We start from the raw sequence: 26,401 nt of genomic DNA, 5'->3' as shown, positions 1-26,401 counted from the left end.
GTACCGCCCGTACCCTGTCAGTACGGCATCAAATAGCGGTTGCCGCAGACTGGAGGCACACACCCATGCTGATCGCTCAGCGCCCCTCACTGACCGAAGAGGTCGTCGACGAGTTCCGCTCCCGGTTCGTCATCGAGCCGCTGGAGCCGGGCTTCGGCTACACCCTCGGCAACTCCCTTCGTCGCACGCTCCTCTCCTCGATCCCCGGTGCCGCCGTGACGAGCATCCGGATCGACGGCGTCCTGCACGAGTTCACCACCGTGCCGGGGGTCAAGGAGGACGTCACCGACCTCATCCTCAACATCAAGAGCCTCGTCGTCTCCTCCGAGCACGACGAGCCGGTCGTGATGTACCTGCGCAAGCAGGGTCCGGGCGTCGTCACCGCCGCCGACATCGCGCCGCCGGCCGGTGTCGAGGTGCACAACCCCGACCTGGTGCTCGCCACGCTGAACGGCAAGGGCAAGCTCGAGATGGAGCTGACCGTCGAGCGCGGTCGCGGCTACGTCTCCGCCGTCCAGAACAAGCAGGTGGGCCAGGAGATCGGCCGCATCCCGGTCGACTCCATCTACTCGCCCGTCATGAAGGTCACCTACAAGGTCGAGGCGACCCGTGTCGAGCAGCGCACCGACTTCGACAAGCTGATCGTCGACGTCGAGACCAAGCAGGCCATGCGCCCGCGTGACGCGATGGCCTCGGCCGGCAAGACCCTGGTCGAGCTGTTCGGCCTGGCCCGCGAGCTCAACGTCGACGCCGAAGGCATCGACATGGGCCCGTCGCCGACGGACGCCGCCCTGGCGGCGGACCTCGCGCTCCCGATCGAGGAGCTCGAGCTCACCGTCCGTTCCTACAACTGCCTCAAGCGCGAGGGCATCCACTCCGTGGGCGAGCTCGTCGCGCGTTCCGAGGCGGACCTGCTCGACATCCGCAACTTCGGTGCGAAGTCGATCGACGAGGTCAAGGCGAAGCTGGCCGGCATGGGTCTGGCCCTCAAGGACAGCCCGCCCGGATTCGACCCGACCGCCGCGGCGGACGCCTTCGGCGCCGACGACGACGGCGGCGACCAGGGCTTCGTGGAGACCGAGCAGTACTGAGCCGGCCGGAAACGGCAGGCAGGCAAAGCCGAGAGCGGACCGTCCCGGCGTCCACGGACGCCGGGACCGGCCCGAGAGCGGCGAGCGGGCGGCACGCGCTGCGGCCGCCCGCAGCACGACTTCCGGCCTCCGGGCCGGGCGACCGGCCGGTTCACACCGGCCGGCTCCGGGGCGGCGGTACGCCGACCGTCCCGGGCCCGTGCGGACGGCCCGTCCGTACGGACCCCTGACACCGGTACCTGACACGGCCGGTGCAGTAACCAAGGAGAAGCACCATGCCGAAGCCCACCAAGGGTGCCCGTCTGGGCGGCAGCGCCGCGCACCAGAAGGCCATGCTGGCGAACCTCGCCACCGACCTTTTCGAGCACGGCCGCATCACCACCACCGAGGCGAAGGCCCGCCGCCTGCGCCCGGTCGCGGAGCGTCTGATCACCAAGGCGAAGAAGGGCGACCTTCACAACCGCCGCCAGGTCATGCGCACGGTCCTGGACAAGGGCGTCGTGCACACGCTCTTCACCGAGATCGGTCCCCGCTACGAGAACCGTCCGGGTGGCTACACCCGCATCACCAAGATCGGCAACCGCCGCGGCGACAACGCCCCGATGGCGGTCATCGAGCTGGTGGAGGCCCTCACCGTGCAGCAGAAGGCTGTCGGCGAGGCCGAGGCGGCGACGAAGCGGTCCGTGAAGGAGGCCGACGAGAAGAAGGCCGCCGACGCGGAGAAGGTCGACGTCACCAAGGACGAGGCTGCCGACGAGGCCGCCGAGGAGTCCAAGGACGCCTGACGCGCCCCGCCGCACGGCGAACGGGCCCGCACCCCTCGGGGTGCGGGCCCGTTCGCCGTGCGGCGGGGCCGGGGCCGGAGCCGGGGGAGTCCTCACCGTCGGCGACGGCGGCGGGCCAGACGGGTGAACGCACGCGGGGAGCGGCCGGGCGCGGGAAGCACACCGGCGACCGCGTCGGCCAGCAGCGTCCCCACGGTCTCCGCCGCGCACGCGCGGTTCGCCCCGATCCCCCCGGACGGCCCCCGCTTGATCCAGCCCACCACGTAGGTGCCCGGACGGCCGGGTACGCGGCCGCCCTCGTGCGGCACCGTTCCGGTGGCCTCGTCGAAGGGGAGCCCGGCGACCGGCCTCCCCCAGTGGCCGACCGCCCGGAGGACCGCGCCGGCGGGGAGCTCCACGTCACCGTGCGGGCCGGAGACACGGACCGCGCGCACCGCTCCGCCCGCGCCGCAGACCTCCACCGGCGCCGAGTGGAAGCGGAGGACGATGCGCCGCGCGTCCCCGGCCGGGGGCCGCGTCCAGTCCACGGTCTCGCGCGTCATGCCGCGCAGCACGCCCGCCGTGCCGTGCGTCCCGGCGGCCTCGTCGACCACCGCTCCCACCCGGGGGTCGTGGGCGTCCAGGACCAGCTCCACGCCCGGCAGGTGCCGCAGCGCGGCCAGCTCCGAACGGGTGTACGCCGCGTCCTCAGGGCCGCGTCGCCCGAGCACGACCACCTCCCGCACGCGGCTGCGCCGGAGCGCGGCCAGCGCGTGACCGGCGATCTCGGTGGCGGCCAGCTGCTCCGGTTCGGTGGCGAGGATGCGGGCGACGTCGAGCGCCACGTTGCCGTTGCCGACGACCACGACGCGCTCGGCGGACAGGTCGACGGCGTCCGGGGCCACGTCCGGGTGGCCGTTGTACCAGGAGACGAAGGTGGTCGCCGCGATGCTGCCGTCGAGGTCCTCGCCGGGGATGCCGACCCGGCGGTCGGCGGAGGCGCCCACGGCCCAGACGACCGCGTCGTGGTGGGCGGCGAGTTCGTCCGCGGTGACGTCCCGGCCGGCCTCCAGGCCCAGGTGCATCCGCACGCGGGGGTGGGTGTGGAGCCGCGCGAAGGACGCGCCGATCCTGCGGGTGGAGAGGTGGTCGGGCGCCACGCCGTACCGCACGAGGCCGCCGGCCGTGGGCAGCCGGTCGATCAGCGTGACCTCGGCGGGCGTGTGCAGCAGCAGGTCCTCCGCGGCGTACATGCCCGCCGGCCCGGTGCCGACCACGGCCACCCGCAGCGGCCCGAAGTCGGACGGCAGCGTGCGGTCGAACGTCGGCCGGCCCCAGGCGTGGAAGACGGGGCCGTGGTCGGCCGTCCCGCCGGGGGAGGCGGCGTCCGCGAAGTACGCGGCGTTGAGGTCGGCGTACTCCTGCTGCGCCGGAGGCAGCCGGTCCACGGGGAAGACCGCCTCCACCGGGCAGGCGTCCGCGCAGGCCCCGCAGTCGATGCAGGTCTGCGGGTCGATGTGCAGCATCTCGGTGCTGCCGAACGCCCGTTCCTGCGGCGTCGGGCGGATGCAGTTGACCGGGCAGACGGACACGCAGGCGGCGTCGTTGCAGCAGGTCTGGGTGATCGCGTAGGCCATGGGGTCCGCTCAGATCAGGTGGGCGCGCCGGTAGAAGACCAGCGCCGGCTTGGTGAGCAGGCCGCAGGAGGAGAGGAACTCCATCAGGCCCGAGCAGCTGGAGCGCATCATCGCCTTGTGGTGCTCGTTGGCCTTCGCCTCGCGGAGCGCCCGCTCCTCGTCGAGGCCGGCGTTCGCGTAGACGTCGGGGTGCACCATGCTGGTGACGATCACGTACGCGGCGACCGCGATGACGAAGGCGTGGATCGTGCGGCGGGTACGGCCGGCGCGCGCGAGGTGCCGGCGGGTCTCGTCCCGGGCGAACTTCATGTGCCGGGACTCCTCGACGACGTGGATGTTGTTGATGGTGCGCACGAACGGCACGACCCGTTCGTCGCGCATCCAGTCGCGCTGCATCACGTCGAGGACCTCTTCGGCGACGAGGATCGCGGCGTACGCGGCCTCGCCGAAGGCGACGGTCTTGAAGGCGCGGCCGAGTTCGACGGCGACGCGGTGCGGGCGGTAGGCGGGAGCGCGCAGTTTCTTCGCGCCGCGGGCGAACATGAGGGAGTGGCGGCACTCGTCGGCGATCTCGGTGAGTGCCCACTGCACCGTCTCGTCCGTCGGGTCCTTGGCGTAGATGTCCCGGAGCACCATCTGCTGCAGGATCATCTCGAACCATATGCCGGTGCTGGCCACCGACGCGGCCTCCTGCCGGGTCAGCTCCTTGCGCTGCGCCTCGGTCAGCTCGTTCCAGTACGGCGTCCCGTAGAGCGTGCTCCACTCGGGGCTGGCGCCGTGGAAGTCCTCGTCGAGGGGCGTCTCCCAGTCGACCTCGGTGGCCGGGTCGTAGGAGAGCCGGGCGGAGGAGTCGAGCAGCCGCTGCGCGAGGTGGTCCTCGCGGCGCCGTGCGTCGGCTCCGTTCTCCGGCCGAACGGTGCTGCCTGCCATGCTGGGCTCCCTGATGCGCGTCGTCGTGATCCGGCCCCGGCTTGTTGACGACCTGTATAGCAAGAACTTCCGGCGATGCCTACCCCCGAGTAAGGAACGGGCGTGGAGGGCCGTCACGCGCGCCGGGGCGTGGTGAGAGGATCGGGTGCGTGAGCGACGACGTGGAGCCCGGCCTCGTCCGGGTACGGCTCGACCTGAGCTACGACGGCAAGGACTTCTCCGGCTGGGCCCGCCAGAAGGGCGGGCAGCGCACCGTCCAGCAGGAGATCGAGGACGCGCTGCGCGTCGTGCTGCGCCAGGACGCCGCACCGCCGCTCACCGTCGCCGGCCGCACCGACGCGGGCGTCCACGCCCGCGGCCAGGTCGCCCACGTCGACCTTCCCGCGGACCTGTGGGCCGAGCAGGGCGGCCAGCTGCTGCGCCGCCTCGCTGGACGGCTGCCCATGGACGTCCGCGTGCACCGGGTCGCCGAGGCGCCGCCGCACTTCGACGCGCGCTTCTCCGCGATCTGGCGGCGCTACGCGTACCGCGTCTGCGACCATCCCGGGGGCGTCGACCCGCTGCGCCGCGGCCACGTGCTCTGGCACAACTGGCCCCTGGACCTCGACGCGATGAACGCCGCCGCCGACGCGCTGCTCGGCGAACACGACTTCGCCGCCTACTGCAAGAAGCGCGAGGGCGCCACCACCATCCGCACCCTCCGGCGGCTGCACTGGGTCCGGCACACCGACGGCGTCCTGGAGGCGACCGTCCTGGCGGACGCGTTCTGCCACAACATGGTCCGGTCGCTGGTCGGTGCGATGCTGTTCGTCGGCGACGGCCACCGGCCCCCCGAGTGGCCCGGAAAGGTCCTCGCGGCGGGCGTCCGCGACTCCGCCGTCCACGTCGTCCGCCCGCACGGCCTCACCCTCGAGGAGGTCGGCTACCCCGCGGATCCCGACCTCGCCGCCCGCAACGCCGCCTCCCGCAACAAGCGCACGCTGCCGGGAGCCTCCGGCTGCTGCTGACCGCAGGCGTGCGGACGGCCTCCACGAGATCCACCGCCGGTCAGCGGAGCGGCGCCGTCGCCTCGTCCAGCCGGGCGTCGAAGCGGCGCGCGTAGGCCTGGGCGTCGTCGCTCTGCCAGTACGGCCCGCCGTTGTACCGCGCGGCGAGCTCCTGCATCTGCGCACGTGTCATCTGCTCGGCCGGCACGTCCGCGAAGCCGCTCTCCGCCTTCATCTGCGCCAGGTACTCGGAGGCGATGAAGACGTTCTGCGCCGGGTCCTTGATCGCATCCTCGACGCGCGCCCGCTGGTCGTCGGTGAGGTGGTGCGGGTCGTAGCCGAGGACTTCGGCGCCGCGCCGGACCTGCACGGCGAGCGGCCCCATCGACGTCCGGTCGGCCTCCCCGGTGCCGGGCACGAGCTGCCGCACCTCGTCGGCCACGTCGTCCACCACCGCCGGCGCGCCCCCGACCTCCTGCCACGCGATGCCCGCGACCATCTCGGGCGGCAGCCCGGAGTGGTGGGCGGCGGCCCTGATCAGCACGCTGTTGGCGTCGATGTAGTCCCGGAGGGTCTCCTCCGAGTCCGAGGGCAGGAGGTAGCTGATGCCCTTCGCGTCGGGGTGTTCCCCCGCCAGTGACCGGATGCGCTCCAGCTTCTCGTTCACGACGAGCGCGTCGCTGAGGGACGGGATCGCGTCGGCCTTGACGCCGGTGCCGGGAAGCTGCGCGTGGGGGTCGTCCTCGGCCTGCCGCGTCTCCTCCCGGAGGAGGCCGAGGCTGCCCAGGATCTCGGCGGAATCGCCCGAGCCGCCGCGGAACTCGGGGAGCGAGGCGTACGCCGTCCGCAGCTCGGCGAGGCAGCGGCCCCGTGCCTCCGACTCGACGCGCTGCGCGTCCTCGTAGGCGTCGTTCGCCTGCCGGTAGTGGCGTTCGGCGTCTTCCCGGATCGCATCGACGTCGACGCCGATCTCGCCGATCCGGTCCAGCAGGCCGGAGGAGTCCCGCAGGTCCTCCCACTCCCGCATCGGGCTCTGCGCACCGGTCAGACGCGTGAGCAGGGTCGCCTCCCGTGCGACGACCTCGGCCAGCTTCCGTTCGGAGAACTCGCCGTCGTCGAAGTGGCGTTGTGCCGTCGTCACGGCCTCGGCGTAGTCGGCCAGCGCCTGCCAGGCCTTGCGGAAACCGGCGGACAGGCCGTCCACGAGCTGCTTCGCCTCGTCCAGGCGCTTCACGTACTGCTGCTGCGACGTGCTGACCCAGTCGACGCGGTCGGCCTTGAGGAAGGCGTCGTCCGTCGAGTCGGCGAGCCGGTGCAGCCGCGCGAACTCGTCGGCGTTCCGCTCGATGAGCGCCGGGTTGGCGTCGGCGAGGAACGCGACGTCGGCTCGGTGGGCCATCGCGGTCACCTGTCCTCGGGGCCGACGAGCCGCCCGGACTGCAGAATGCCGTCCAGGGCCCGCTGGGCGTCCTCGTCCGCACGGGCGTATGCGTGGCCCGTCGCCTCGAGCTTCGTCGCGAGGGCGGCCAGCAGCAGGACGGCGTCGGCGTACTGGTCGCGGGCGAACGTCGCGAACCGGTGCACGGACTCCGCCACCTCGGGATGCGACCGCGGCACCCGGCACATCGTCGCGTTCTCGCCGTCCATCCTTCCGGCGTGGAGCAGTCCCGCGACCTCGAGGAGCAGGTGTGAACTGCCGTCGATGGATGCGGCACTCGCCGAGAACCCGCCCCCGTGCGTCGTCATGCGTCTCCCCGTTCCTACCCTACGTGGCGCGCCGACCAGTGTAGGCAGCGGCCGAGCGGGGGACCCGCGGAAAGATCACCTACGGCCCGTTGTCACCGCATACGTCTCCGCCGGATCCTCACCTCAGCGTGCGTCGCCGGGCAACGTTCCACACCTCGGCTGCGCGCGCCGGGCGGCTCCATGGGAGCGGGGCGTCAGTCGGGGGGAGCGAGGAAGCCCGTGTCCAGGGGCGGGTAGGGGGCGGGGAGGCTCAGCTTGCCGCCGCGTTCGACGGAGGTGACCGCCGTGTAGCGGCTGCGGGTCGAGCCACCCGCCGCGACGACCGGTTCCGCGTCCGCGTGGGCCTGCCCGTCCTCGCGGGTGAGGAGCACGTATACGGGGACGCCCGCTGCGGCGAGGTGCGCAGTTTCGGGCCGGTGTCCGTCTCGTGGTCGGGTGGGGAAGCCCGCACGGTCAGTACGGCTGGGCGCGGTTCTCGAAGGGGGCGGCGAGGGAGGGCTTGCGGTCGGCGGGGAAGGAGACGCGGTCCGGGTCGCCGTCGGAGGTGTAGCGGGCGACGGTGCCGTCCGCGAGCTTGTCGAGCCAGGCGGTGGAGGCGAACTTCGCGTCGGGGCCGTCCGGGCCCTGCGAGCGGATGCGGGGGATCGCCGCGGGGTCGAAGTCCGAGGAGAAGGGGGACGGCGCGGGGTTGGCGCCGACCAGGTAGACCCCGGCGTGCCGGTAGTCGGTGCCGCCGGAGGAGCCCTCGACGGCGAGCCCGGCGTCGGACGGCATGGAGCCGTTGGGCAGGGCGAGGGAGTCCACGGTGACGTCGTCCGGGAGGGCGTCGGTGATGGCCTTCTGGTTGCGGGCGACGGCGCGCTGGACCTCGGAGCCGGAGACGGTGCCGAGGGTGGTGTGCCGCAGGGTGTGGTTGCCGATCTCGAAGCCGTGGTCGTGCAGCCAGCCCAGCGTGCGCTGCCCGCCGGGTTCGGCGAACGGGTCGCCGTTGACGAAGAAGGTCGCGACCGGGCGGAAGTCCGGGTGCTTCTCCGCGACGTCGCGGAGGACGGCGACGGCGGTGTCCCGCTTCGGCTTCCCGGAGGCGTCGAGCGCGAGCTGGCTGACGGTGGAGTCGTCGAAGGTGAGGACGACGGGGTGGGTGCCCGCGGGGATGTCGATGCGGCCGCCGGTCAGTGCGCGGGCCGTGACAGGGACGTAGTCCTCGCGGGCGAGGCGTTCCAGTTCCGCGCGGAAGTCCTCGGGTGTGCGGTCGTAGACGCTCTGCGGATCGTCGACGATCTGGTGGTACATCAGGACCGGTACGGCGCCGAGTTCGTCGGCGTCGACGGCGGCCGGGTCGGGCGCGGAGGAGGGGGACGGCGACGGGCTGTCCCGTTCGCCGTCGGCCGTGTCCGCCGCACCCGGCGCGCGTTCCGTTTTCCGGTCCTCCGGCCCGTCCGGTGAGGTGTTCCCGGCGCATCCCGTGAGTGTCAGGAGCGCGGCCGCGGCTGCCGCCGCGCCGAGCCGGAGTGGACGAACCATGATTGGCCTCCTGCCGCGCCAGGGAAGTATGAAGAGACGACAGTGGCATTGTTGCCGGGAGTCGAGCGGTCGAATCGTCCGAGGCGACAGCCCTGTTCAGGCTGACGTGACGTCAGACACGACCTCCCGAACGGCAGGTGATCGCGCGTGCAGACCAGTCCACCCGAAGCGGGAAGGCGCAGGAGCTTCGTCCAGGTCCTCGGCCGCAGACGTCTCGCGATCCTCGCCGTCATGCTGGTGGTGGTCGGCTGCGCGGGCCTGGCCGCCTTCGCGTTCCGCTCCGTCCCGCCCCAGATACGCGTGGCGGGTCTGGAGAACGGTGGTGTGCTGAACGGCGCGGAGACGAAGAACGGCCGCCTGGAACTGGTCGCGCAGGGCGGCACGTCGCTGGACGGCCTCACCGTCTCCCTCGACGGCGAGCCCGCGAAGACCCGCCGGGACGGCGACCGCCTCCTCGTCGAGACGCCCGGGCTGGACGACGGCGCGCACGAACTGACCGTCGCCGCCGACGGGAACCTCGGCTTCACGCAGACCACCCGGCGCTCCTTCACCGTCGACACCACCGCGCCGCGCCTGACCATCGAGAAGGCGCAGGCCGAGTCGCTGCGCGCCCCCGCGACCATCCGCGGACACGTCGAGGGCGCGCGGACGGTCACCGTCGGCGGGGCGGAGGTGAAGGTCGGCGACGACGGCGCGTTCTCCCACCGCCTGGCCGAACCCGCCCCCGAGGTCGAGGTCCGCGCGGTCGACGAGGGCGGCAACGAAACGGCCGAGAACGCCACGGTTCTCGTGCCCTACCCCGACACCCGGGCGGTGCACATCACGGCCATCGGCTGGACGTCGAAGGCCCTGCGCGATCCCATCCTGAAGATGGCCGAGGAGGGGCGGATCAACGCCGTCCAGCTCGACATCAAGGACGAGGACGGCGAGATCGGCTACGACTCGCAGGTCCCGCTGGCGCGGAAGATCGGAGCCGCCAAGGGCTACTACGACGCGAAGAAGGCCCTCCGCGCACTCCACGAGCGGGACGTGCGCGTGGTGGGCCGCATCGTCGCCTTCCGCGACCCGATCCTGGCCAAGGCGTCCTGGAAGTCCGGTGCCCGCGAGCGCGTGGTGCAGGACGCGAACGGCGCCCCGTACGGCGGGGGCGGGCACTACGGGAAGCTGTCGTTCACCAACTTCGCGAACGAGGAGGTCCGCGAGTACAACATGGACCTCGCCGTTGAGGCCGCCGAACTCGGCTTCGACGACATCCTGTACGACTACGTGCGCCGCCCCGACGGCCGGATGAGCGGCTTCACCTTCCCCGGGCTCGGCGACCGGAAGCCGACGGAGAGGATCGCCTCCTTCATGGCCGAGACCCGTGAACGGGTGCGCCCCGAGGGCGCGTTCCTCGGCGCCTGCGTCTTCGGGGTGGCGGCCACCCGCCCGACGGAGATCGCGCAGGACATCCCGGCCATGGCCGAGCACTCCGACTACATCGCGCCCATGGTCTACCCCTCGCACTGGGCGGCCGGCGAGTACGGCGTGTCGAACCCCAACGCCGACCCGTACAAGATCGTGAAGCGGTCGCTGGCGGACTTCGAGAAGCAGGCGAAGGGCAGCGGCGCCGTGATCGTGCCGTGGCTCCAGGACTTCTCGCTCGGCGTCGCCTACGGCGACGACGAGGTGGCCGCGCAGGTGAAGGCGGCCCGCGACAACGGGATGGACTCCTTCATCCTCTGGAACGCCGGAGCCCGCTACCACGCAGGGGGACTCACTCCGAGGAGGTGACGCCGGCGTCCGCACGTCCCGCACCCGAGCGCAGCCACGTGCCGAGCTGGGTGCGGGACCGGATGCCGAGCTTGCGGTAGATGCGGGTCAGCGACGCCTCGATGGTCTTGACGCTCAGGAACATCCGCGCCGCCACCTCCTGGTTGGTCGCCCCCTCGCCGACCAGGGCCGCGATGCGGGCCTCGTTGTCCGTCAGCACGCGGCGCGGCGCCGGGTCACGGTCCTCGTGGGCCCCGGCGCCCTGCCGGGGAGGAGGAGTACCTGCACCGAGCCGGTCGAGGCTGCGCCCCGCCTGCTCCGCCCACGGCCGGGCACCGCACTCGGTGAACAGCTCCAGCGCCTCCGCCACGGCGGCCCGGGCGGCGGCGTGCCGACGCCGGCGCCGTTCGACACGGGCGCGTTCCAGCAGGCAGTGTCCGCGCTCCAGCGGCTGGCCCAGCTCCTCGAACCGCCGCGCCGCGTCCCCCAGCAGCTCCAGCGCCGTGTCCGCGTCGCCGCGCGCACCACGTACGGCGGCCTCGGCGCGGTCGAGCTGTGCGGTGACCCCCACCCCGCGGGCGCGGGAACCCACGGCCGCCCGCGCGGCGCGGACCACCTCTTCGGCCCGGTCGGTCTCCCCCAGCGCCGCCAGCCCGGACGCCAGGTCGCCGTGCCAGCGCAGGGCCAGCGGCGAGCACACGCCCTGCCCGCGTTCCAGGGCCTCGATGCGCAGCAGCGTCTCCACGCCGCCCCGCACGTCGCCGCCGCGCATCCGTGCCTGGCCCAGCACATGCAGATGGCGGCCGCGGTAGATGGCGTCCCGCTCCTGCGTGGAGGCCCGCAGCCCGCTCTCCGCGTACGCCACGGCGCGTCCGACGCTGCCGCCGGCGAGTTCGGCGACGGCCGCGTCCCACCAGGCGGGCCCCGGGCTGAGCGACGCCTCCTCGGTGATCCGCACCGCGCGGTCGGCGAAGTCCAGGGCGTCCCGGCAGCGGCCCGTCCGCACCGACACCTCGGCCAGGCTGCGCAGCACGTGCACCACCTCCTCGCCCGAGCCGCGCTCCACCAGCGCCAGCATGCGCAGGAGTTCCTCGCGGGCCTCGGCCAACCGGTCCTCGAACACCGCGAAGCGGGCGGCGACGAACCGGGGGGAGGCGTGCAGCCAGCCGTTCAGCGGCGGTTCGGGCAGGCGCAGCGCGCGGTCGAGCACCGCCCGGTGGTCGTCGCGGCCCGTGATCACCGATACGGTCGCCCGGACGCCGAGTGCCATCGCCTCGGTGGTGGTGTCGCCCGCGGCACGGGCGTGCCCGGCCGCGGCGTCGGCCTCCCGCCCGCTGCGTTCGGGGCGGCCGTCGACCAGCGCCGACCACGAGATCCGCAGCCGCAGCGGGCCCATCAGCGCGGGGTCCCCGTCGGCGTCCAGCAGCGCGGCGGCGAACACCTCGTCCATCTCGGACAACCCCTGCCCGGACAGGTCCAGCAGCGCGATCCGCACCCGCGTGCGCTGGGCCCGCGAGGCGTCCGCGGCGAGCACGGCGTCGGCGGCGCGGTGCACCAGCGCGGGCAGCGCCGCCGAGGCGCCCGCCTCGGCGGCGGCGACCAGCCACTCCAGGCGGGCGCTCTGCCCGGCCGGCTCGGCGGGCGTGCGGTCGGCCGCGAGCAGGTACAGTTCGGCCGCCATCCGGTGCGAGCCCTGCCGGGCGGCGGCCTCGGCGGCGGTCACCAGCGAACGGACCAGCGCGGCGTCCGGCCCCGGCGCGGCCAGCGCGCGGTGCCGTACCCGGCCTGCGGCGTCGGGGACCACGGCGGCCAGCGCGGTGTGCACCTCCGCGCGGTGCGCCGCGCCGGCGTGCGCGGCGAGCACCGTGCCGACGGCCGGGGGCGTGAAGCGGACGGTGCCGCCCTCGGCGACGAGCAGCCCGGCCGCGGCGGCGAGCCGGACGTCGTGCTCGGCCTCGGCGCGCCCGGCGCGGCGCAGCAGGTCGACGGTGGGGTGGGTGGCGAACGCCGCGGTGAGCAGCGTCTCCCGGGCGCGGTCGGGCAGCGTGGCCAGCCGTTCGCTGATCATGTCGTGCACGCGCTGCGGCAGCGGCGCGGGCCGCCAGTGGCGGGGGATGCGGTCGGTGAACGCCCCCGCCAGGGCGAGCGCGAGGTAGGGATTGCCGCCGGAGTCGGCGTGCAGGGTGTTCGCGACGCGTGCGGGGAGGCCGTACTGCGCGAAGAGTTCGGCGAGTTCGTCGGGTGCGAGCGGGGGCAGCGGGACGACGACGGAGGCGGGGGTGGGCGTCCAGGTGGCGCTGCCGCCGTCGCCCGCGGCCAGGCCCTCCGGCCACCGGCCGGCGGTGACGGCCCGTACGCCGAGCCCGGTGAGGCGGCGGGCCGCGTAGCGCAGGGCGTCCACGGTCGGGCCGTCCAGCCACTGCGCGTCGTCGACGACGAGCAGCACCGGACGGTCGGCGGCACACCGGCCGAGCAGGCCGCGCCAGGCGAGGCGGCACACGGACTGGCCCTGTCCGCCGGCGTCGGTGGTCTGCCGGTCGCGCAGCAACACCCCGTACAGGGCGGAGCGTTGGGGCTCGGGGAGAGCGGCGAGCAGGCCGACGGGCACCTGGCCGAGGAGGTCGGCCAGGCCGGCGTACGGCAGCCAGCGTTCCGTCTCCGCGCCGGAGGCGCGCAGCACCAGTTCGCCGCGGGCGGTGGCGGAGGCCGCGACGGCTTCCAGCACGGTGGACCTGCCGATGCCGCTGGGGCCGGTCAGGACGGCACTGCCGCCCGCGGCGACGCGGGCTTCGAGCGCGGCGAGCAGGGCGGTGCGGCCCACGGGCGGGTGGTGTGGGCCGGTGTGGGTGTGGGTGGTCTGGCGGGTGGTGTGGGTGGTCTGGTGGGTGGTGTCGGCGGCGTGGTCGGTCAACGGGCTCCCCCTCCAGCACGAGCGGGACGGCGCGCTGAGGTTAACCATCCGGTTTCCGGGACTCAATGCCCGTTCATCGAAATCTTGCGCTTCGCCCGCTGCCGGGGTGTGCGGCGCCGCGCTGACCTGGAGGGGCGGGGAGGGGTTATCACCGGATGCCATCACCTGCGGGGGCGCGGGTCGGGCCGGGGACCGGCGGCCCGGCGCTTCCGGCGCGGTGTGGCGGGACGTGCGCAGGGCGCCGGCGGGCGGGGGAGCGCGCGCCGACGCCCTGCGTTCAGGGGTGGGTCACCGGGTCACGGTGTCTCGTATCCCAGGGTGTAGCTCCCGGAGCCGCTGTAGGCGTGGACCTCGTAGCGGTAGTAGCCGGAGGAGCCGTTGTACTCGATGTCCTCGTCGGGGCCGGCGCTGGTGGAGCCGGCGACGTCGGCCCAGTTCCAGCCGTTCCACTTCTGGAGGTAGAGGTCGAAGTCGGTGCCGTCGGGGCCGTCGAGGCAGGCGGTGTGGGTGCCGGCGGGGGCCTGGAAGTAGCTGCCGTCGGGCTGGATCGCGCTGCCGCCGCTGCTCAGCGTGCCGTTCTTGGTCTTGGCGTAGTCCGAGCAGGCGCCCGGTTCGGGGTCGGGGTCGGGCGGGGTGCCGTCGCCCACCACGCGCAGGAGGCGGTTGGGGGAGCCGCTGCCGGCGCCGGACACCACACCGGTCGTGGCGTTCTGCACCAGGTAGTCGCGCACCTGCTGGGGCGACCAGGACGGGTTGGCACCGACGACCAGCACCGCTGCACCCGCGACGTGCGGGGACGCCATGGACGTGCCGCTGATGGAGTTGGTGTCGGTGTCGCTGCCGATCCAGGCGGAGGTGATGTCGCTGCCCGGCGCGAAGATGTCCAGGCAGGAGCCGTAGTTGGAGAAGTACGACCGGCTGTCGTTGATGGTCGTGGCGCCGACGGTGATCGCCTCGGGCACCCGGTTCGGGGAACCCGTGCAGGCGTTCTGGCTGTTGTTGCCCGCGGCGACGGCGTAGGTGATGCCGGAGGCGATGGAGCGCTGCACCGCGTCGTCCAGGGCGGGGGAGTTGCCGCCGCCGAGGCTCATGTTGGCGACGGACGGCCCGGAGGCGTTCTGGGTGACCCAGTCGACGCCGTCGATGACGCCGGCGTTGGTGCCGCTGCCGTCGCAGCCGAGGACCTTCACGGCGACCAGGTCGGCCTCCTTGGCGACGCCGAAGTCGTCGCCCGCGGTGGTGCCGGCGACATGGGTGCCGTGGCCGTTGCAGTCGGTGTTCTGGCCGTCTCCGGTGGAGTTGTAGCCCCAGGTCGCCCGGCCGCCGAAGTCCTCGTGGGAGACGCGGATGCCGGTGTCGATGATGAAGGCGGTCACCCCGGAGGACGTGTCCGGGTAGCTGTAGCTGTCGTCCAGCGGCAGCTGCGCCTGGTCGATCCTGTCCAGGCCCCAGGACGGCGGGTTGCTCTGCGTGCCGGTGGCCTCGACACGCTGGTCGGCCTCGACGTAGGCGACGCCCGGGGCGGCGGCGATGGCGCGGGCGGCCTTCTCGTCGCCCTTCAGGGCGAACCCGTCGAGCGCGGTGGAGAAGGTGCGCGTCACCTTGCCGCCGTGCCGGTCGGTGAGCTGCTCGGCCCGGTCGACGACCGAGGGGTTGCCGTCCAGGACGACGATGTAGCGGCCCTCGACGCGGTCGGGGCTGTTCGCGGCTCGGATCTCGCCCTCGGCCGCCTGAGCGGGGGCGGCCAGGGCGCCGGCCGCGAACAGTGCGGTCAGGGACGCCGCGAGCAGCCCGCGTCTCGCGCGGGGCGGGGGTGCGGGGTGGTTTCTGTGCAGCATGCTTCCTCACTCGGATGTGTGGGGTCGGTGCCGTGCGGGGGCACGGCCCGCGAGATCGTGCTGCGTTGCCGTCGTGCGGTCGTGCGGTCGTGCGGTCGTGCGGGTGGTGCATGGGGGGTGCGGCCGGGCCCTCGTCACAGGCCCGGCCGTCCGGTCAGGGGGTGTTCCAGCCGAGGCTGTAGGAGCCCGAGCCGCTGTAGGCGTGGACGCGGTAGCGGTAGTAGCCGGAGGAGCCGCTGTAGTCGATGTCCTCGTCGGGGCCGGCGCTGGTGGAGCCGGCGACGTCGGCCCAGTTCCAGCCGTTCCACTTCTGGAGGTAGAGGTCGAAGTCGGTGCCGTCGGGGCCGTCGAGGCAGGCGGTGTGGGTGCCGGCGGGGGCCTGGAAGTAGCTGCCGTCGGGCTGGATCGCGCTGCCGCCGCTGCTCAGCGTGCCGTTCGCGCCGTTCTCGGCGGAGCATGCGGAGGTGCCGTTCACGGTGAGGGCGTAGCCGGCGCTGGTGGTGGACTCGCTGCCGTCGCCGGTGACGGTGACCGTGGCGCTCGACGAGGGCGCGTCGGCGGCGGCGGTGAGGGTCATCGTCGAGGACTCGCCGGAGGTGACGGTGGCGGGGGAGAAGCTCGCGGTGACGCCGTCGGGCAGGCCCTGTGCGGAGAGCGCCACCGTCTGTGCGCTGCCCCGGGTGGTGGCGGTCGCCACGGTGGTGGTCGCCGACGCGCCGGCCTCGAGGGTGCCGGAGGCGGGCGACAGGGAGACGCTGAAGTCGTTCGCGGACCGCTCCCCGCCGACCGTCCACATCGCGTAGGCGACGGCGTCGGCGTTGCGGTTCAGCACGGTGTCGTCGATGTTGCCGAGATCGTCGCAACTGCGGTGGTAACACGGGTCGTACGCCTGTCCGGCGGTGCCGCCCCACATGTTCGCTTCGGACTGCGTCTTGCGGCCCTCCGCCCCGGTGAACGTGCCGCCGGCCGGGATGCCGACCCGGATGAACGGTCCGTAGTCGCTCCGGCCGTCGAAGTCGGTGCCGCGGGTGGGGACGTCGATGGTGGCGAAGTACTCCTCCAGCACGTCCTCCAGGTGCGCGGAGCCGTCCGGGCCGGGCCCGGAGCCGGTGCCGTCGGAGTCGTCGCCGTCGTAGACGAAGTAGCCGCCGTTGGGCGAGCCGATCATGTCGAAGTTGTAGTAACCGGCGATCTTCTGGCGCTCGGCGGACGACAGGGTGTCCACGTAGTGCTCGGAGCCGACCAGGCCCAGCTCCTCGGCGCCCCACCATGCGAACCGCAGGTGCTTGTCCGGCTGGTGGTCCTGGCGCGCGACTTCGAGCGCGACCTCCAGGATGCCCGCCGACCCGGTGCCGTTGTCGTTGATGCCGGAACCGGCGCTCACGCTGTCCAGGTGGGCGCCCGCCATGAGTACCTGCTCCGGGTCGCCGCCCGGCCAGTCGGCTATCAGGTTGTAGCCGGTCTCGCCGAAGTAGCTGAACGTCTGGAGGGTGGTGTCGTAGCCGGCGGCGTCCAGCTTCCCGCGGACGTAGTCCACGGACGCCTTGTAACCCGGCTCGCCGTGTGCCCGGTTCCCGCCGTTGGCGTCGGCGATGCTCTGGAACTCGTTCAGGTGCGACTTGACGTTCGCGAGCGAGATGTCCGGTACGGCCGCGGTGGCCGTGACCTCCCCGGCGCCCGGCGCGGCACCGGGGGCGTCGGCCTGCGCGGCTCCTCCGGTGAATGCGGCGCCGGACACCGACAGGGCGAGAACCGCCACCGACGCGGCCACGCGTCTGAGCTTCGGCATCCCAGCCCTCCTTCCTCTCCACCCCTGCAAGGCCACGAGCAGGGGGCGGGGCCGCCGTGACCCCGTGGGTGAGCATCGGAAAGATGCGGAAGAAGTGAAATCGGGGAAAACCCTTGTCGTGCCGTGGGGTTGGCCGGGGCGTGGGTGTGGCGGGGCTGGGCGGGCGGCTTTGCCGGGCCTGGGTGTGGGTGTCCAGCCACTCCGCCACTCACGCGGCCACGCGGACTCACCAGCCGCCCCGACCACCGCCCCGCTCGCTTGCGCGCAACGCGCGGTTGGCGGGGCGGAGTTCGAGTCAGCACCGGGTGCGGGGCGACCGCACGCTTCCGGCGGCCGGGCGCGGGCTCAGCCCGCGGAGGCGTCCGCGGCGGCCTGGCGTTCGCCGCGGTCGATGAGGCGGGCGTAGCCGTAGTTGGAGCCGTCGACGGCCACCTGCTTGGCGGGCTCGTCGTCGTCGCCGGCGGGCTTGCCGTCGGTGTGGCCGGAGATGGTGAACAGGGCGTACCGGCCGAGCGAGTTGACGGTGGTGCGGCAGACGACCGTGCGGCAGTACGTGGGCACGTCGCCGCCGGAGAGGGACTCGACGTTCGGCTCGTAGCCGGACTTGACGGCGGAGGCGTCCTTCTCGGAGTCGAAGACCGCGATGCCGAGGGTGAAGGCCAGCCCGTCGCGGACGAAGGTGGCGCGGAACATCTCCCGGCAGTCGTTCTTCTCCAGCACCGGCCCGAGATCGCCCTGGGCGGAGGCGGTGCACTTCTTCGTGGAGTCGACGGCCTCGCGGGTGTACTCGCGGCCGTTGACGGTGATCGTCGCGTCCGGGAAGAGCGCGCCCGTGTCGATGGGTGCCTTGTCCTTCTCCGGGTTCTTCAGGTAGTCCTGCGGCGGAGCGGGCGGCAGCTCCTCTTCGAAGGTGGGCTCCGGCTGTGGAGGGCTCGACGGCAGGTCCTCCGGAGTGGGGAGGGACTGCGACGGCTTGTCCTCCGGGTCGCCGTTCTCGCTGACCACGGCCACCGCGACGATGCCCGCCACCGCGACCGTCGCCAGAGCGCCGCCGCCGATCATCAGCCAGCGCCGCTTGCTGGCGCGCTTGCGCTCCGACTCCTCGGCGAGGGCGGCCCAGTCCGGCGTGGATCCCCCCGAACCTCCGGAACCCCCGGCTCCGCCGCGCCCGAACGGATCACCCTGGCTGAAACTCATGCGCCGCATCCTAAGCCGTACTCCGCCGCACGCGTGCGGCGGAGTACGGCGGGGCGGAGCGAGGGCCGGTGGCCGGCCGTGGGCCCGTGGGGCGGCGGTCTACGCGGGTGAGGCGAGGGACAGGGCGAACCGCCCGCCGGGGTCCGTCCACCAGTGCCGCAGGGCGAGGCCGGCTGCGGCCAGCTCCTCGCGTACGCCCGCCTCGCGGAACTTGGCCGAGACCTCGGTGCGCAGCTCCTCCCCGGCCGCGAAGTCGACCGTCATGTCCAGGGCCGGGATCTTCGCGGTGACCGTGCTCCGCGCGCGCAGCCGCATCTCGATCCATTCGCGTTCCGCGTCCCAGACGGCGACGTGGTCGAAGTCGTCGGGGGCGAAGTCGGCGTCCAGTTCGCGGTTGAGCACGGCGAGCACGTTCCGGTTGAAGGCGGCGGTGACGCCCTGCGCGTCGTCGTAGGCGGCGACCAGGGTCGCCGGGTCCTTGACCAGGTCCGTGCCCAGCAGCAGCGCGTCCTCGTCGCCGAGGAGCGAGCGCACCATGCGGAGGAAGCCGGCGCGTTCCCCGGGCACCAGGTTGCCGAGGGTGCCGCCGAGGAAGGCGATCAGGTGCGGGCCGGGGGTGGCGGGGAGCGCGGGCGCGGTGGAGAAGTCCGCGACCAGGGCGTCCACGGTGAGGCCGGGGTGGTCGGCGAGCAGGGCCTGCCCGGCGCCGGTCAGCGCGGATTCGCTGACGTCCACCGGCACGTAGTGCAGCGGGCCGCCGCGCGCTGTGAGGGCGTCGATGAGGAGGCGGGTCTTCTCGGAGGAGCCGGAGCCCAGTTCCACCAGTGTGCGGGCTCGGGTGACGTCCGCGATCTCGGTGGCGCGGGCCTGGAGGATCTCCCGTTCGGCGCGGGTCGGGTAGTAGACGTCCAGGCGCGTGATCTCCTCGAACAGCTCGCTGCCGCGGGCGTCGTAGAACCACCGCGGCGGCAGCTCCTTGGGCTGCCGGGCGAGGCCCTGCTGCACGTCGGCGCGGAGGGCCGCGGCGGTGGCGTCCGGCGGCAGGGTGCGGGTGAGGGAGAAGGGGCTCACAGTGCGGGCTCCTGTCGCTGGGAAGGGCGGGCGTGCTGCGGGTGGACGGAGGGGTGGACCGGGCGGTCGCCGGCGTGCTCGTCGAGCGGGGTGAGGTGGACGGCGGACGGGTCGCCGGTGAGCAGATGGCGGTCGGGCACGGTCGCCCAGCGCGGGTCGTCGTCGTACGGCTCGGACGCCACGACGAGGGAGCGGTCGCCGAGGTGCAGGTACCACAGCTCGTCGCCCCACGCGGTGGCGGCGATCGTGCGGCCGTCGGTGAGGAGGAAGTTGAGCCGGGAGGCGGGGGCCGCCGCGGCGAGTTCGCGCGTGACGCCCGCGAGAGCGCCGGCGAGGGCGTCGTCGCCCGGGTCGCTCCCGGAGGACCGGAGCCGGTGCTGGATCAGTGCCCAGGCGAGCGCGGAGTCGCAGCGTGCCTCCAGGGCGAGCAGTTCGGCGGTGGGGAGGGTGGCGGCCGGGCCGGCGACGGAGGCGGGCCAGCCGTCCAGGGCGCCGTTGTGGCTGAACAGCCACGACCCGGCGGCGTACGGGGCGGCGGCCGACTCGTCGGCGACGCAGCCCTCGGTGATGTCGCGGACCGCGGCCAGCACGGCGTGCGAACGGACCACCCGGCACAGGTCCTGGAACGACGGGTCGCCCCACACCGGCCCGGAACGGCGGTAGCGGGCGGGCACCGGGTCGTCGGGCGCGTACCAGCCGGCGCCGAAACCGTCGGCGTTGACGGTCCCGTACCGCTGCCGGCGCGGGGCCCAGGACTGGCGGTACAGCGAGTGGGCGGGTGCCAGCAGCATCTCGCGCAGTGCGACCGGCGGCCCGAGATAGGCGAGGTGACGGCACATCAGGCGGTCACCTCCACGTCGTCGGCACGGGGGCTCGCGTCGCGCGCGGTGCGGAATCCGGAGAAGATCTGCCGCCGCACCGGGTGGTCCCAGTTGCGGAACGTGCCCCGGCAGGCGACGCCGTCCACGGCGAACGACCCGCCGCGCAGCACCTTGTAGTCGCCGCCGAAGAACACTTCGGAGTACTCGCGGTACGGAAACGGGCGGAAGCCCGGGTAGGGCAGGAAGTCCGACGACGTCCACTCCCACACGTCGCCCATCAACTGGCGTACGCCCAGCGGGGACGCGCCCTCGGGGTAGGCGCCCGCGGGGGCGGGACGCAGGTGTCGCTGACCGAGGTTGGCGTGCTGCGGGCCGGGGTCGGCGTCGCCCCACGGGTAGCGGCGGGACCGGCCGGTCGCCGGGTCGTGGCGGGCGGCCTTCTCCCACTCGGCCTCGGTGGGCAGCCGTCGCCCGGCCCAGCGGGCGTACGCGTCGGCCTCGTACCAGCACACGTGCAGCACGGGCTCCTCGGGCGGCACGGGTTCGGTGACGCCGAACCGGTCGCGCAGCCACTGGCCGCCCTCCCGGGACCAGAACCGCGGCGCGTACAGGCCGTGCCGCCGTACGTGCTCCCAGCCGGCCTCCGTCCACCAGCGGGGGTCGTCGTAGCCGCCGCCCTCCAGGAAGCGGGTATAGGCGGCGTTGGTCACCGGCAGGGTGTCCAGGAAGAACGCCGGAACGTTCCTGCGGTGGGCGGGGCGTTCGTTGTCCAGCGCCCAGGGCTCGGTGTCCGTGCCCATGACGAACGGACCGCCGGGGACGAGCACCTCGGGCGGGAGCAGCGCCGCGTCGGCCGGTGCCGGGGGCGGCTGGGGAGCGGTCAGCGCCGCCGGGCCGCGCCGCAGCTGGTGGGTGATCAGCATCGTCTCGTCGTGCTGCTGCTCGTGCTGGGCGATCATGCCGAACGCGAAGCCGCCGTCGAGCAGACCGGTGCCGCGCAGGGGGCTGGCCTCCAGCACGTCCAGCGCCCGGCCGCGTACCTCGGCGACGTAGGCGCGTGCCTCGGCGGGGGAGAGCAGCGGCAGGGAGGGGCGCGCGGCGCGCGGGTGCTCGAAGGCGTCGTACAGCGGGTCGATGTCGGGCCGGATGGCGTCCCGCCCGCCCACGGCGCGGAGCAGCCACTGCTCCTCCTGGTTGCCGATGTGCGCAAGGTCCCAGACCAGCGGAGACATCAACGGGGAGTGCTGCGCCGTCAGGTCGTGCTCGTCGACGCAGCTGGTCAGCCCGGTGGTGCGGGCGCGGGCCGCGAGCAGCGTCTCCAGGGCCCGGGCACGCAGCACCTCCGGGTCGTACGGGACCGTCCGGTCCTCGGCGGTCGTCATGAGCGGCTCTCCCTCGGTACGTCCGTGGTGGTGCCGACGGGGTCTGCGGGGTCTGCGGGTTCTGCGAGAACGGCGGGGCGTGCGGTGCGTGGGGCGGCCGGGGGCCGCGGGCGCCACGCGTCGAGCACGTCGTCGGCGGGGCACCGGCCCCGCTCGACGTACCGCTCGCGGAACCGGTCGACGGCCGCCAGCACCTCCGGCCCGGCGCCGAGGCGGGGCAGCGCCTCGCGGGCGGCGGCGAAGCAGGCGCGGGCGGCGGCGTGCAGCTCCGGGTCGGTGAGCCCGTACCGCGCGGCGCGCCGCCACAGCGGGTTGCGCGGCGCGGGCGACGGCCCCGCCATGTCCCCCAGCGGCTTCACCGTGCGGTAGACGCTCTCGGCGGCGGCCGGATCGTCGAACAGCGCCACGGTCACCGCCGTCGGCACGATCCAGCCGTCGTCACCGGGCTGGGCGTCGATCATCCGCAGTTCCAGGTGCCCGCGCGGCCGCACGGGCGGGAACAGCGTCGTCAGGTGGTAGTCGAGATCCTCCACGCTGGGCGGCCGCGGACCGGCTCCGCGCAGCCAGGCGCGGAACGAGTAGCCGCAGTCCGGCGGGATCTCCCACGGCTCGTCCGGCTCCGCCGCCCGGACGCACAGCACGGGGGCGTCCAGCGCGTAGGCGGTCCAGGCGGCGCGCGGGTCGCGGCCGGGGGCGGGGGCGAGGGTGCGGCCGTTGTCGATCGCCGCCCACACGGCCTGCCGGGTCGACCGCCAGCCGGTGCGCCGCCCCCGGTGCAGCGGCGAGTTGGCGAACGCGGCGACCAGAACGGCGCCCAGCAGGTGCGCCAGCAGCCAGCGGCGGGCGTAGCCGAGCGGGCCGGGCTCCTCCGTGCCCGCGTCCACGCAGACCTGCACGGACGCCGAGCTGCACATCATGGCCCGCCCGGCCGGTCCGGAGCGGTCGAAGTACGCCTCCATCGCGCGGTAGCGCGGCAGGTCCAGCACGCGCCGGGACGGTCGGTACGGATCGAGTCCGTGACCGACGAGGGCGAGGCCGTGCTCGCCCAGCCGCGCGCGTACGGCGGCCAGGTCCGTGTGGAGGGACCGGAGACAGGAGGTGAGGGAGTCCGCGGGCAGCGAGCTGAGCTCGATCTGGCCGCCGGGCTCGACGGTGAGCGCGGAGCGCAGCGGCGTGGCGCGGAGAGCGGCGTACGCGGCCTCGAACCGGGCCGGGTCGAGGGCGGTGCGGTCGAGCGGTGTGCGGTCGCCCTGCCGGCCGGGAGGCGTGCGATCGGGCGGGCGGTCGACCGGCGCGCGGGCGGGGGTCGTGGCGGCGCGCGGGTGCGGGCGTCGGGAGCCGGTGCGCCCCGGCGGAGGGGCGTGCACGTCGTGCACCAGCCATTCGAGCTCGACGCCGAGACGGCGGGGCGGGCCGGTCTTGAAGCAGATGCCCCGGATGTGGGCCGCGGCCTCGGACTCGGTGAGCGGGTCTCCACTCGGGACGGGATGCGCACGGGCCACGGGGGCTCCCCTCGCAGGTGAACGGTTCGCGGTGGCGTACGGCGTTCGTGGTGCGGGTCGCGGACGGTCACCGAACGGCGCCCGTCCTCGGTCATCGTAGGGCGGTTCCCCCTCGCCCGCGACGGCACACTTCCCGCCGCGCGGGACCGCCGATTCCGGCCCCTCCCGTCCGCCCGCCGTGTCCGCGCGTGCGTCCGGCGGGCTGGGACGTGGAGACAACCGTCCTGACAAGGCAGCGCTCAATCGTGGGGCACGGGAGACTCTCCGGGACGGTCCCCACAGCTCCGACGGGGCCAGCTCCGGGTGGCGGCCAGGCGGGTGACGGCCTCGGAGAGGATCTCCGGAGCCGTCCCGAAGTTGAGGCGGACGTGTCCGGCGCCCGGGGAGCCGAAGACGTGGCCCGGCACGACGGCGACCCGGCCCCGTTCCCGGAACGCCGCGGCCGGATCGTCGCCGAGGCCCAGCGCCGCGCAGTCCAGCCAGGCCAGGAACGTGCCCTCCGGCTCGCGCCACCGCACGTCCGGCAGCCGCTCGGCCAGCAGGTCCGCGAGCAGGGCGCGGTTCGCCGCCAGCCCGCCGAGCAGGGAGTCCAGCCAGGCTCCGCCGTCCCGCAGCGCGGCCACGTGCGCGAGGACGCCGAAGTGGGAGGCGCCGTTCTCCACCTCGGCGGGCATCCGGGCCAGGTCGTCGGACGCCGCCTCGCCGGCCACCGCGACGGCGGCCTTGAGACCGGCCAGGTTCCACGCCTTGGAGGCCGAGAACAGCGCGAAGCCGCGTTCCGCGCCCGGCACGGTCAGATAGGGGGTGAACGTCGCGCCGGCCGGGACCAGCGGGGCGTGGATCTCGTCCGCGATCACCCGCACTCCGTGCGTCTCGGCGAGCCGCGCCACGCCGGCCAGCTCGTCCGCCGTGTGCACCGTGCCGGTCGGGTTGTGCGGGCTGGACAGGAGGTACGCCGCGCTGCCCCCGCCCGTGACGGCGGTGCGGAACGCCGCATCCAGCACGTCGAGATCCAGCCGCCCGTCCGCGCCCAGCGGGGCCTCGACCAGCCGGCGCCCGAGCCGGGCCACGGTCTGGAAGAACGGCGTGTACACCGGCGGACTCAGCACCACCGCATCGCCCGGACGGGTGACCAGCCGCAGCAGCTCGGCCGCGCCCTGCATGACGTCCGGCACCAGCCGGATCCGGTCGGCCGGCACGCGCCATCCCCACCGCTTCGCGGCGAAGCCGTCCAGCGCCGCCGCATAGGGGCCCGGCCCCTCCGCGTACCCGGTGTCGCCCAGGTCCACGGCCTCGCGCAGCGCCCGCGCGATCGGCTCGGCGAGCGGCACGTCCATCTCGGCCACCCACAGGGGCAGCACGTCCGCGGGATGGGTGCGCCACTTCGTGCTCGTGCGGCGGCGCAGCTCCGTCAGGGAGCACTGCACCAGCGGGTCGGTCCGTATCGCCTCGGTGTCCGTCACGGGCCTCACGGTAAATCGGTTGGCCGTGTGGGGACAGACGGCCAGAATCGGCCGGATGGGACACGTCGAGGCGGCACATGTGGAGTACTTCCTTCCGGACGGGAGGATGCTGCTCGCCGACGCCTCGTTCCGCGTCGGCGAGGGCGCGTCGGTCGCGCTGGTCGGGGCGAACGGCGCCGGCAAGACGACCCTGCTGCGCCTGATCTCCGGCGAGCTGACCGCGCACGGCGGCACGGTCACCGTTTCGGGCGGCCTCGGCGTGATGCCGCAGTTCGTCGGGTCGGTCAGGGACGACCGGACCGTGCGGGACCTGCTGGTCTCCGTCTCCCCGCCCCGCATCCGCGCCGCCGCCCGGGCCGTGGACGAGGCGGAGCACGCGATCATGACCGTGGACGACGAGGCCGCGCAGATGGCGTACGCGCAGGCGCTCGCCGACTGGGCCGAGGCGCAGGGCTACGAGGCCGAGACGTTGTGGGACGTGTGCACCACCGCCGCGCTGGGCGTGCCGTACGAGAAGGCGCAGTGGCGCAAGGTGACCACGCTCTCCGGCGGTGAGCAGAAGCGCCTCGTCCTGGAGCTGCTGCTGCGCGGCACCGAGGAGGTGCTGCTGCTCGACGAGCCGGACAACTACCTCGACGTCCCCGGCAAACGCTGGCTGGAGGAGCAGCTCCGGGAGACCCGCAAGACGGTGCTCTTCATCTCCCACGACCGGGAGCTGCTGGCCCGCGCCGCGGACAAGATCGTCAGCGTGGAGCCCAGCCCGGCCGGCAGCGACGTGTGGGTGCACGGCGGCGGCTTCGGCACGTACCACGAGGCGCGGCGCGAGCGGTTCGCCCGCTTCGAGGAGCTGCGCCGCCGCTGGGACGAACAGCACGCGCAGCTCAAGCGGCTGGTGAACATGTACAAGCAGAAGGCGGCCTTCAACTCCGACATGGCCTCCCGGCTCCAGGCCGCCCGCACCCGGCTGCGGAAGTTCGAGGAGGCCGGCCCGCCGCAGGAGCCCCCGCGCGAGCAGGACATCCGGATGCGGCTGCGCGGCGGCCGCACCGGCGTACGCGCGGTCACCTGTGAGCAGCTGGAGCTGACCGGGCTGATGCAGCCGTTCGACCTGGAGGTCTTCTACGGCGAGCGGGTCGCCGTCCTCGGGTCGAACGGTTCCGGCAAGTCGCACTTCCTGCGGCTGCTCGCGGGGGACCCCGAGCACCCGGTCTCCCACACGGGGCGCTGGCGGCTGGGGGCCCGCGTCGTCCCGGGGCACTTCGCGCAGACCCATGCGCATCCGGAGCTTCACGGGCGCCGGCTGCGGGACATCCTGTGGGAGGAGCACGCCCGCGACCGGGGCACGGCGATGAACGCGCTGCGCCGGTACGAGCTGACGGCGCAGGCCGAGCAGCCCTTCGACAAGCTGTCCGGCGGGCAGCAGGCCCGCTTCCAGATCCTGCTGCTGGAGCTGGCGGGCACGACGGCGCTGCTGCTGGACGAGCCGACCGACAACCTGGACCTGGAGAGCGCGGAGGCCCTGCAGGAAGGGCTGGAGCGCTACGAGGGAACGGTGCTGGCCGTCACGCACGACCGCTGGTTCGCCCGCTCCTTCGACCGCTTCCTGGTCTTCGGCTCCGACGGCCGCCTGCGGGAGGCGCCGGAGCCCGTCTGGGACGAGGGACGCGTCGCACGGGCGCGGTAGGCCCGCGCGGCGAGGGCCGACGGGCGGCGTCGCAGCTCCTTCCGCCCGCGCGGACGAGGGGGTCGGAGAGGGTGTGACGGCACGCGCGGGCGACCGGCGAGGGGACCCGCCGTGGAGGGCTGCGCGGCGTACGCCGTCACCGTGTTTTGACCGCCGTTCGGCGGCCCGGTATTCTGCCAGTTCGTTGTGTGTATTGGCTTGCTCATTCTCACGTGAGGGGCTCTTACACCGGCCACACCCGCCGGTCACCGGCGACCGCACTCCCGGACTGCGTCACCGCGTGCGGTCGATGCTGTCGTGACCTGCACAGGTG

General features: G+C 73.8%; 19 protein-coding genes and 1 pseudogene. 5 read left to right on the top strand and 15 right to left on the bottom strand.

Annotation, left to right across the window (positions count from 1 at the left end; all coding sequences use genetic code 11):
- The first annotated feature begins 65 nt into the window (after window positions 1–65).
- Both K304_RS0108380 and rplQ read left to right on the top strand, forming a co-directional pair.
- The gene (locus K304_RS0108380) at window positions 66–1,091 is read left to right on the top strand and encodes a DNA-directed RNA polymerase subunit alpha (protein WP_027763374.1); all 1,026 of its coding nucleotides are present in this window, start codon (window positions 66–68) and stop codon (window positions 1,089–1,091) included.
- A 275-nt stretch (window positions 1,092–1,366) separates the two neighbouring features.
- Window positions 1,367–1,876: a 50S ribosomal protein L17 gene (gene rplQ, locus K304_RS0108375; protein ID WP_027763373.1), complete on the top strand. Its 510-nt coding sequence runs from the start codon at window positions 1,367–1,369 to the stop codon at window positions 1,874–1,876.
- A 92-nt stretch (window positions 1,877–1,968) separates the two neighbouring features.
- Here the strand turns inward: rplQ and K304_RS28045 are convergent, their stop codons facing one another.
- Both K304_RS28045 and K304_RS0108365 read right to left on the bottom strand, forming a co-directional pair.
- Window positions 1,969–3,492, bottom strand: coding sequence for an FAD-dependent oxidoreductase (locus K304_RS28045; RefSeq protein ID WP_037789585.1), 1,524 nt, complete (start codon window positions 3,490–3,492; stop codon window positions 1,969–1,971).
- A 9-nt stretch (window positions 3,493–3,501) separates the two neighbouring features.
- Entirely contained in the window at window positions 3,502–4,422 is a 921-nt protein-coding gene (locus K304_RS0108365) for an AurF N-oxygenase family protein (protein WP_027763372.1), read from the bottom strand.
- Window positions 4,423–4,571: 149 nt separating this feature from the next.
- Between K304_RS0108365 and truA the strand changes: the two genes are divergently transcribed.
- Window positions 4,572–5,429: a tRNA pseudouridine(38-40) synthase TruA gene (truA, locus tag K304_RS0108360; RefSeq protein WP_027763371.1), complete on the top strand. Its 858-nt coding sequence runs from the start codon at window positions 4,572–4,574 to the stop codon at window positions 5,427–5,429.
- A gap of 40 nt (window positions 5,430–5,469) precedes the next feature.
- Here the strand turns inward: truA and K304_RS0108355 are convergent, their stop codons facing one another.
- The 4 genes from K304_RS0108355 to K304_RS0108340 form a co-directional block, all read right to left on the bottom strand.
- Window positions 5,470–6,807 (bottom strand): hypothetical protein, encoded by a 1,338-nt coding sequence (locus K304_RS0108355; RefSeq protein WP_037789582.1) that lies wholly within the window; start codon window positions 6,805–6,807, stop codon window positions 5,470–5,472.
- A 5-nt stretch (window positions 6,808–6,812) separates the two neighbouring features.
- Window positions 6,813–7,154: a hypothetical protein gene (locus K304_RS0108350; RefSeq protein ID WP_027763369.1), complete on the bottom strand. Its 342-nt coding sequence runs from the start codon at window positions 7,152–7,154 to the stop codon at window positions 6,813–6,815.
- A 194-nt stretch (window positions 7,155–7,348) separates the two neighbouring features.
- On the bottom strand, window positions 7,349–7,525 hold the full coding sequence (locus tag K304_RS33290) for a hypothetical protein (protein ID WP_158687318.1): 177 nt from the start codon (window positions 7,523–7,525) through the stop codon (window positions 7,349–7,351).
- An 82-nt stretch (window positions 7,526–7,607) separates the two neighbouring features.
- Window positions 7,608–8,678, bottom strand: a complete 1,071-nt coding sequence (locus tag K304_RS0108340) for a polysaccharide deacetylase family protein (RefSeq protein WP_037789579.1) — start codon at window positions 8,676–8,678, stop codon at window positions 7,608–7,610.
- A 147-nt stretch (window positions 8,679–8,825) separates the two neighbouring features.
- Here K304_RS0108340 and K304_RS0108335 point away from each other — a divergent pair, with 147 nt between their 5' ends.
- On the top strand, window positions 8,826–10,451 hold the full coding sequence (locus K304_RS0108335) for a putative glycoside hydrolase (RefSeq protein ID WP_486591605.1): 1,626 nt from the start codon (window positions 8,826–8,828) through the stop codon (window positions 10,449–10,451).
- On the opposite strand, the gene K304_RS28040 is transcribed toward K304_RS0108335, so the two are convergent.
- The 9 genes and pseudogenes from K304_RS28040 to K304_RS28015 form a co-directional block, all read right to left on the bottom strand.
- The gene (locus K304_RS28040; protein ID WP_199779585.1) at window positions 10,435–13,341 is read right to left on the bottom strand and encodes a LuxR family transcriptional regulator; all 2,907 of its coding nucleotides are present in this window, start codon (window positions 13,339–13,341) and stop codon (window positions 10,435–10,437) included. The two genes, K304_RS0108335 and K304_RS28040, sit on opposite strands and share 17 nt — an antisense overlap.
- Window positions 13,342–13,637: 296 nt before the next feature.
- Window positions 13,638–15,179, bottom strand: coding sequence for a S8 family peptidase (locus K304_RS28035; RefSeq protein WP_051308126.1), 1,542 nt, complete (start codon window positions 15,177–15,179; stop codon window positions 13,638–13,640).
- A 667-nt stretch (window positions 15,180–15,846) separates the two neighbouring features.
- Window positions 15,847–16,968: pseudogene (locus tag K304_RS31650) on the bottom strand (M28 family metallopeptidase); the annotation flags it as partial.
- 345 nt (window positions 16,969–17,313) lie between these two features.
- Window positions 17,314–18,165, bottom strand: coding sequence for a hypothetical protein (locus tag K304_RS0108315; protein WP_027763366.1), 852 nt, complete (start codon window positions 18,163–18,165; stop codon window positions 17,314–17,316).
- Window positions 18,166–18,264: 99 nt separating this feature from the next.
- A complete protein-coding gene (egtD, locus tag K304_RS0108310) occupies window positions 18,265–19,236 on the bottom strand; it encodes an L-histidine N(alpha)-methyltransferase (protein ID WP_027763365.1) in 972 nt (323 codons plus the stop codon).
- On the bottom strand, window positions 19,233–20,075 hold the full coding sequence (egtC, locus tag K304_RS28025; RefSeq protein WP_078528791.1) for an ergothioneine biosynthesis protein EgtC: 843 nt from the start codon (window positions 20,073–20,075) through the stop codon (window positions 19,233–19,235). Before egtC ends, egtD begins: the two co-directional genes overlap by 4 nt.
- Window positions 20,075–21,439: an ergothioneine biosynthesis protein EgtB gene (gene egtB / locus K304_RS0108300; protein WP_027763364.1), complete on the bottom strand. Its 1,365-nt coding sequence runs from the start codon at window positions 21,437–21,439 to the stop codon at window positions 20,075–20,077. Before egtB ends, egtC begins: the two co-directional genes overlap by 1 nt.
- Complete coding sequence (egtA, locus tag K304_RS28020) at window positions 21,436–22,941, bottom strand: ergothioneine biosynthesis glutamate--cysteine ligase EgtA (RefSeq protein ID WP_078528789.1); 1,506 nt, start codon at window positions 22,939–22,941, stop codon at window positions 21,436–21,438. The genes egtB and egtA overlap by 4 nt, the downstream gene beginning before the upstream one ends.
- Before the next feature lie 239 nt (window positions 22,942–23,180).
- Window positions 23,181–24,404, bottom strand: coding sequence for a MalY/PatB family protein (locus K304_RS28015; protein ID WP_486591604.1), 1,224 nt, complete (start codon window positions 24,402–24,404; stop codon window positions 23,181–23,183).
- Window positions 24,405–24,459: 55 nt separating this feature from the next.
- Here K304_RS28015 and K304_RS0108285 point away from each other — a divergent pair, with 55 nt between their 5' ends.
- Window positions 24,460–26,088 carry an ATP-binding cassette domain-containing protein gene (locus K304_RS0108285; protein ID WP_027763363.1) on the top strand — a complete coding sequence of 543 codons (1,629 nt, stop codon included), beginning with the start codon at window positions 24,460–24,462 and terminating at the stop codon, window positions 26,086–26,088.
- The last annotated feature ends 313 nt before the right edge of the window (window positions 26,089–26,401 follow it).

It is taken from the genome of Streptomyces sp. CNS606 (assembly GCF_000426325.1).
This window is presented reverse-complemented; position numbering and strand designations above follow the sequence as displayed.

What these genes read in the sequence shown, in the direction of transcription:
- K304_RS0108380 (WP_027763374.1), top strand. Translation starts at nt 66, where the DNA reads ATGCTGATCGCTCAGCGCCCCTCACTGACCGAAGAGGTCGTCGACGAG.
- rplQ (WP_027763373.1), top strand. Translation starts at nt 1,367, where the DNA reads ATGCCGAAGCCCACCAAGGGTGCCCGTCTGGGCGGCAGCGCCGCGCAC.
- K304_RS28045 (WP_037789585.1), bottom strand. Translation starts at nt 3,492, where the DNA reads ATGGCCTACGCGATCACCCAGACCTGCTGCAACGACGCCGCCTGCGTG.
- K304_RS0108365 (WP_027763372.1), bottom strand. Translation starts at nt 4,422, where the DNA reads ATGGCAGGCAGCACCGTTCGGCCGGAGAACGGAGCCGACGCACGGCGC.
- K304_RS0108355 (WP_037789582.1), bottom strand. Translation starts at nt 6,807, where the DNA reads ATGGCCCACCGAGCCGACGTCGCGTTCCTCGCCGACGCCAACCCGGCG.
- K304_RS0108350 (WP_027763369.1), bottom strand. Translation starts at nt 7,154, where the DNA reads ATGACGACGCACGGGGGCGGGTTCTCGGCGAGTGCCGCATCCATCGAC.
- K304_RS0108340 (WP_037789579.1), bottom strand. Translation starts at nt 8,678, where the DNA reads ATGGTTCGTCCACTCCGGCTCGGCGCGGCGGCAGCCGCGGCCGCGCTC.
- K304_RS28035 (WP_051308126.1), bottom strand. Translation starts at nt 15,179, where the DNA reads ATGCTGCACAGAAACCACCCCGCACCCCCGCCCCGCGCGAGACGCGGG.
- K304_RS0108315 (WP_027763366.1), bottom strand. Translation starts at nt 18,165, where the DNA reads ATGAGTTTCAGCCAGGGTGATCCGTTCGGGCGCGGCGGAGCCGGGGGT.
- egtC (WP_078528791.1), bottom strand. Translation starts at nt 20,075, where the DNA reads ATGTGCCGTCACCTCGCCTATCTCGGGCCGCCGGTCGCACTGCGCGAG.
- egtB (WP_027763364.1), bottom strand. Translation starts at nt 21,439, where the DNA reads ATGACGACCGCCGAGGACCGGACGGTCCCGTACGACCCGGAGGTGCTG.
- K304_RS0108285 (WP_027763363.1), top strand. Translation starts at nt 24,460, where the DNA reads ATGGGACACGTCGAGGCGGCACATGTGGAGTACTTCCTTCCGGACGGG.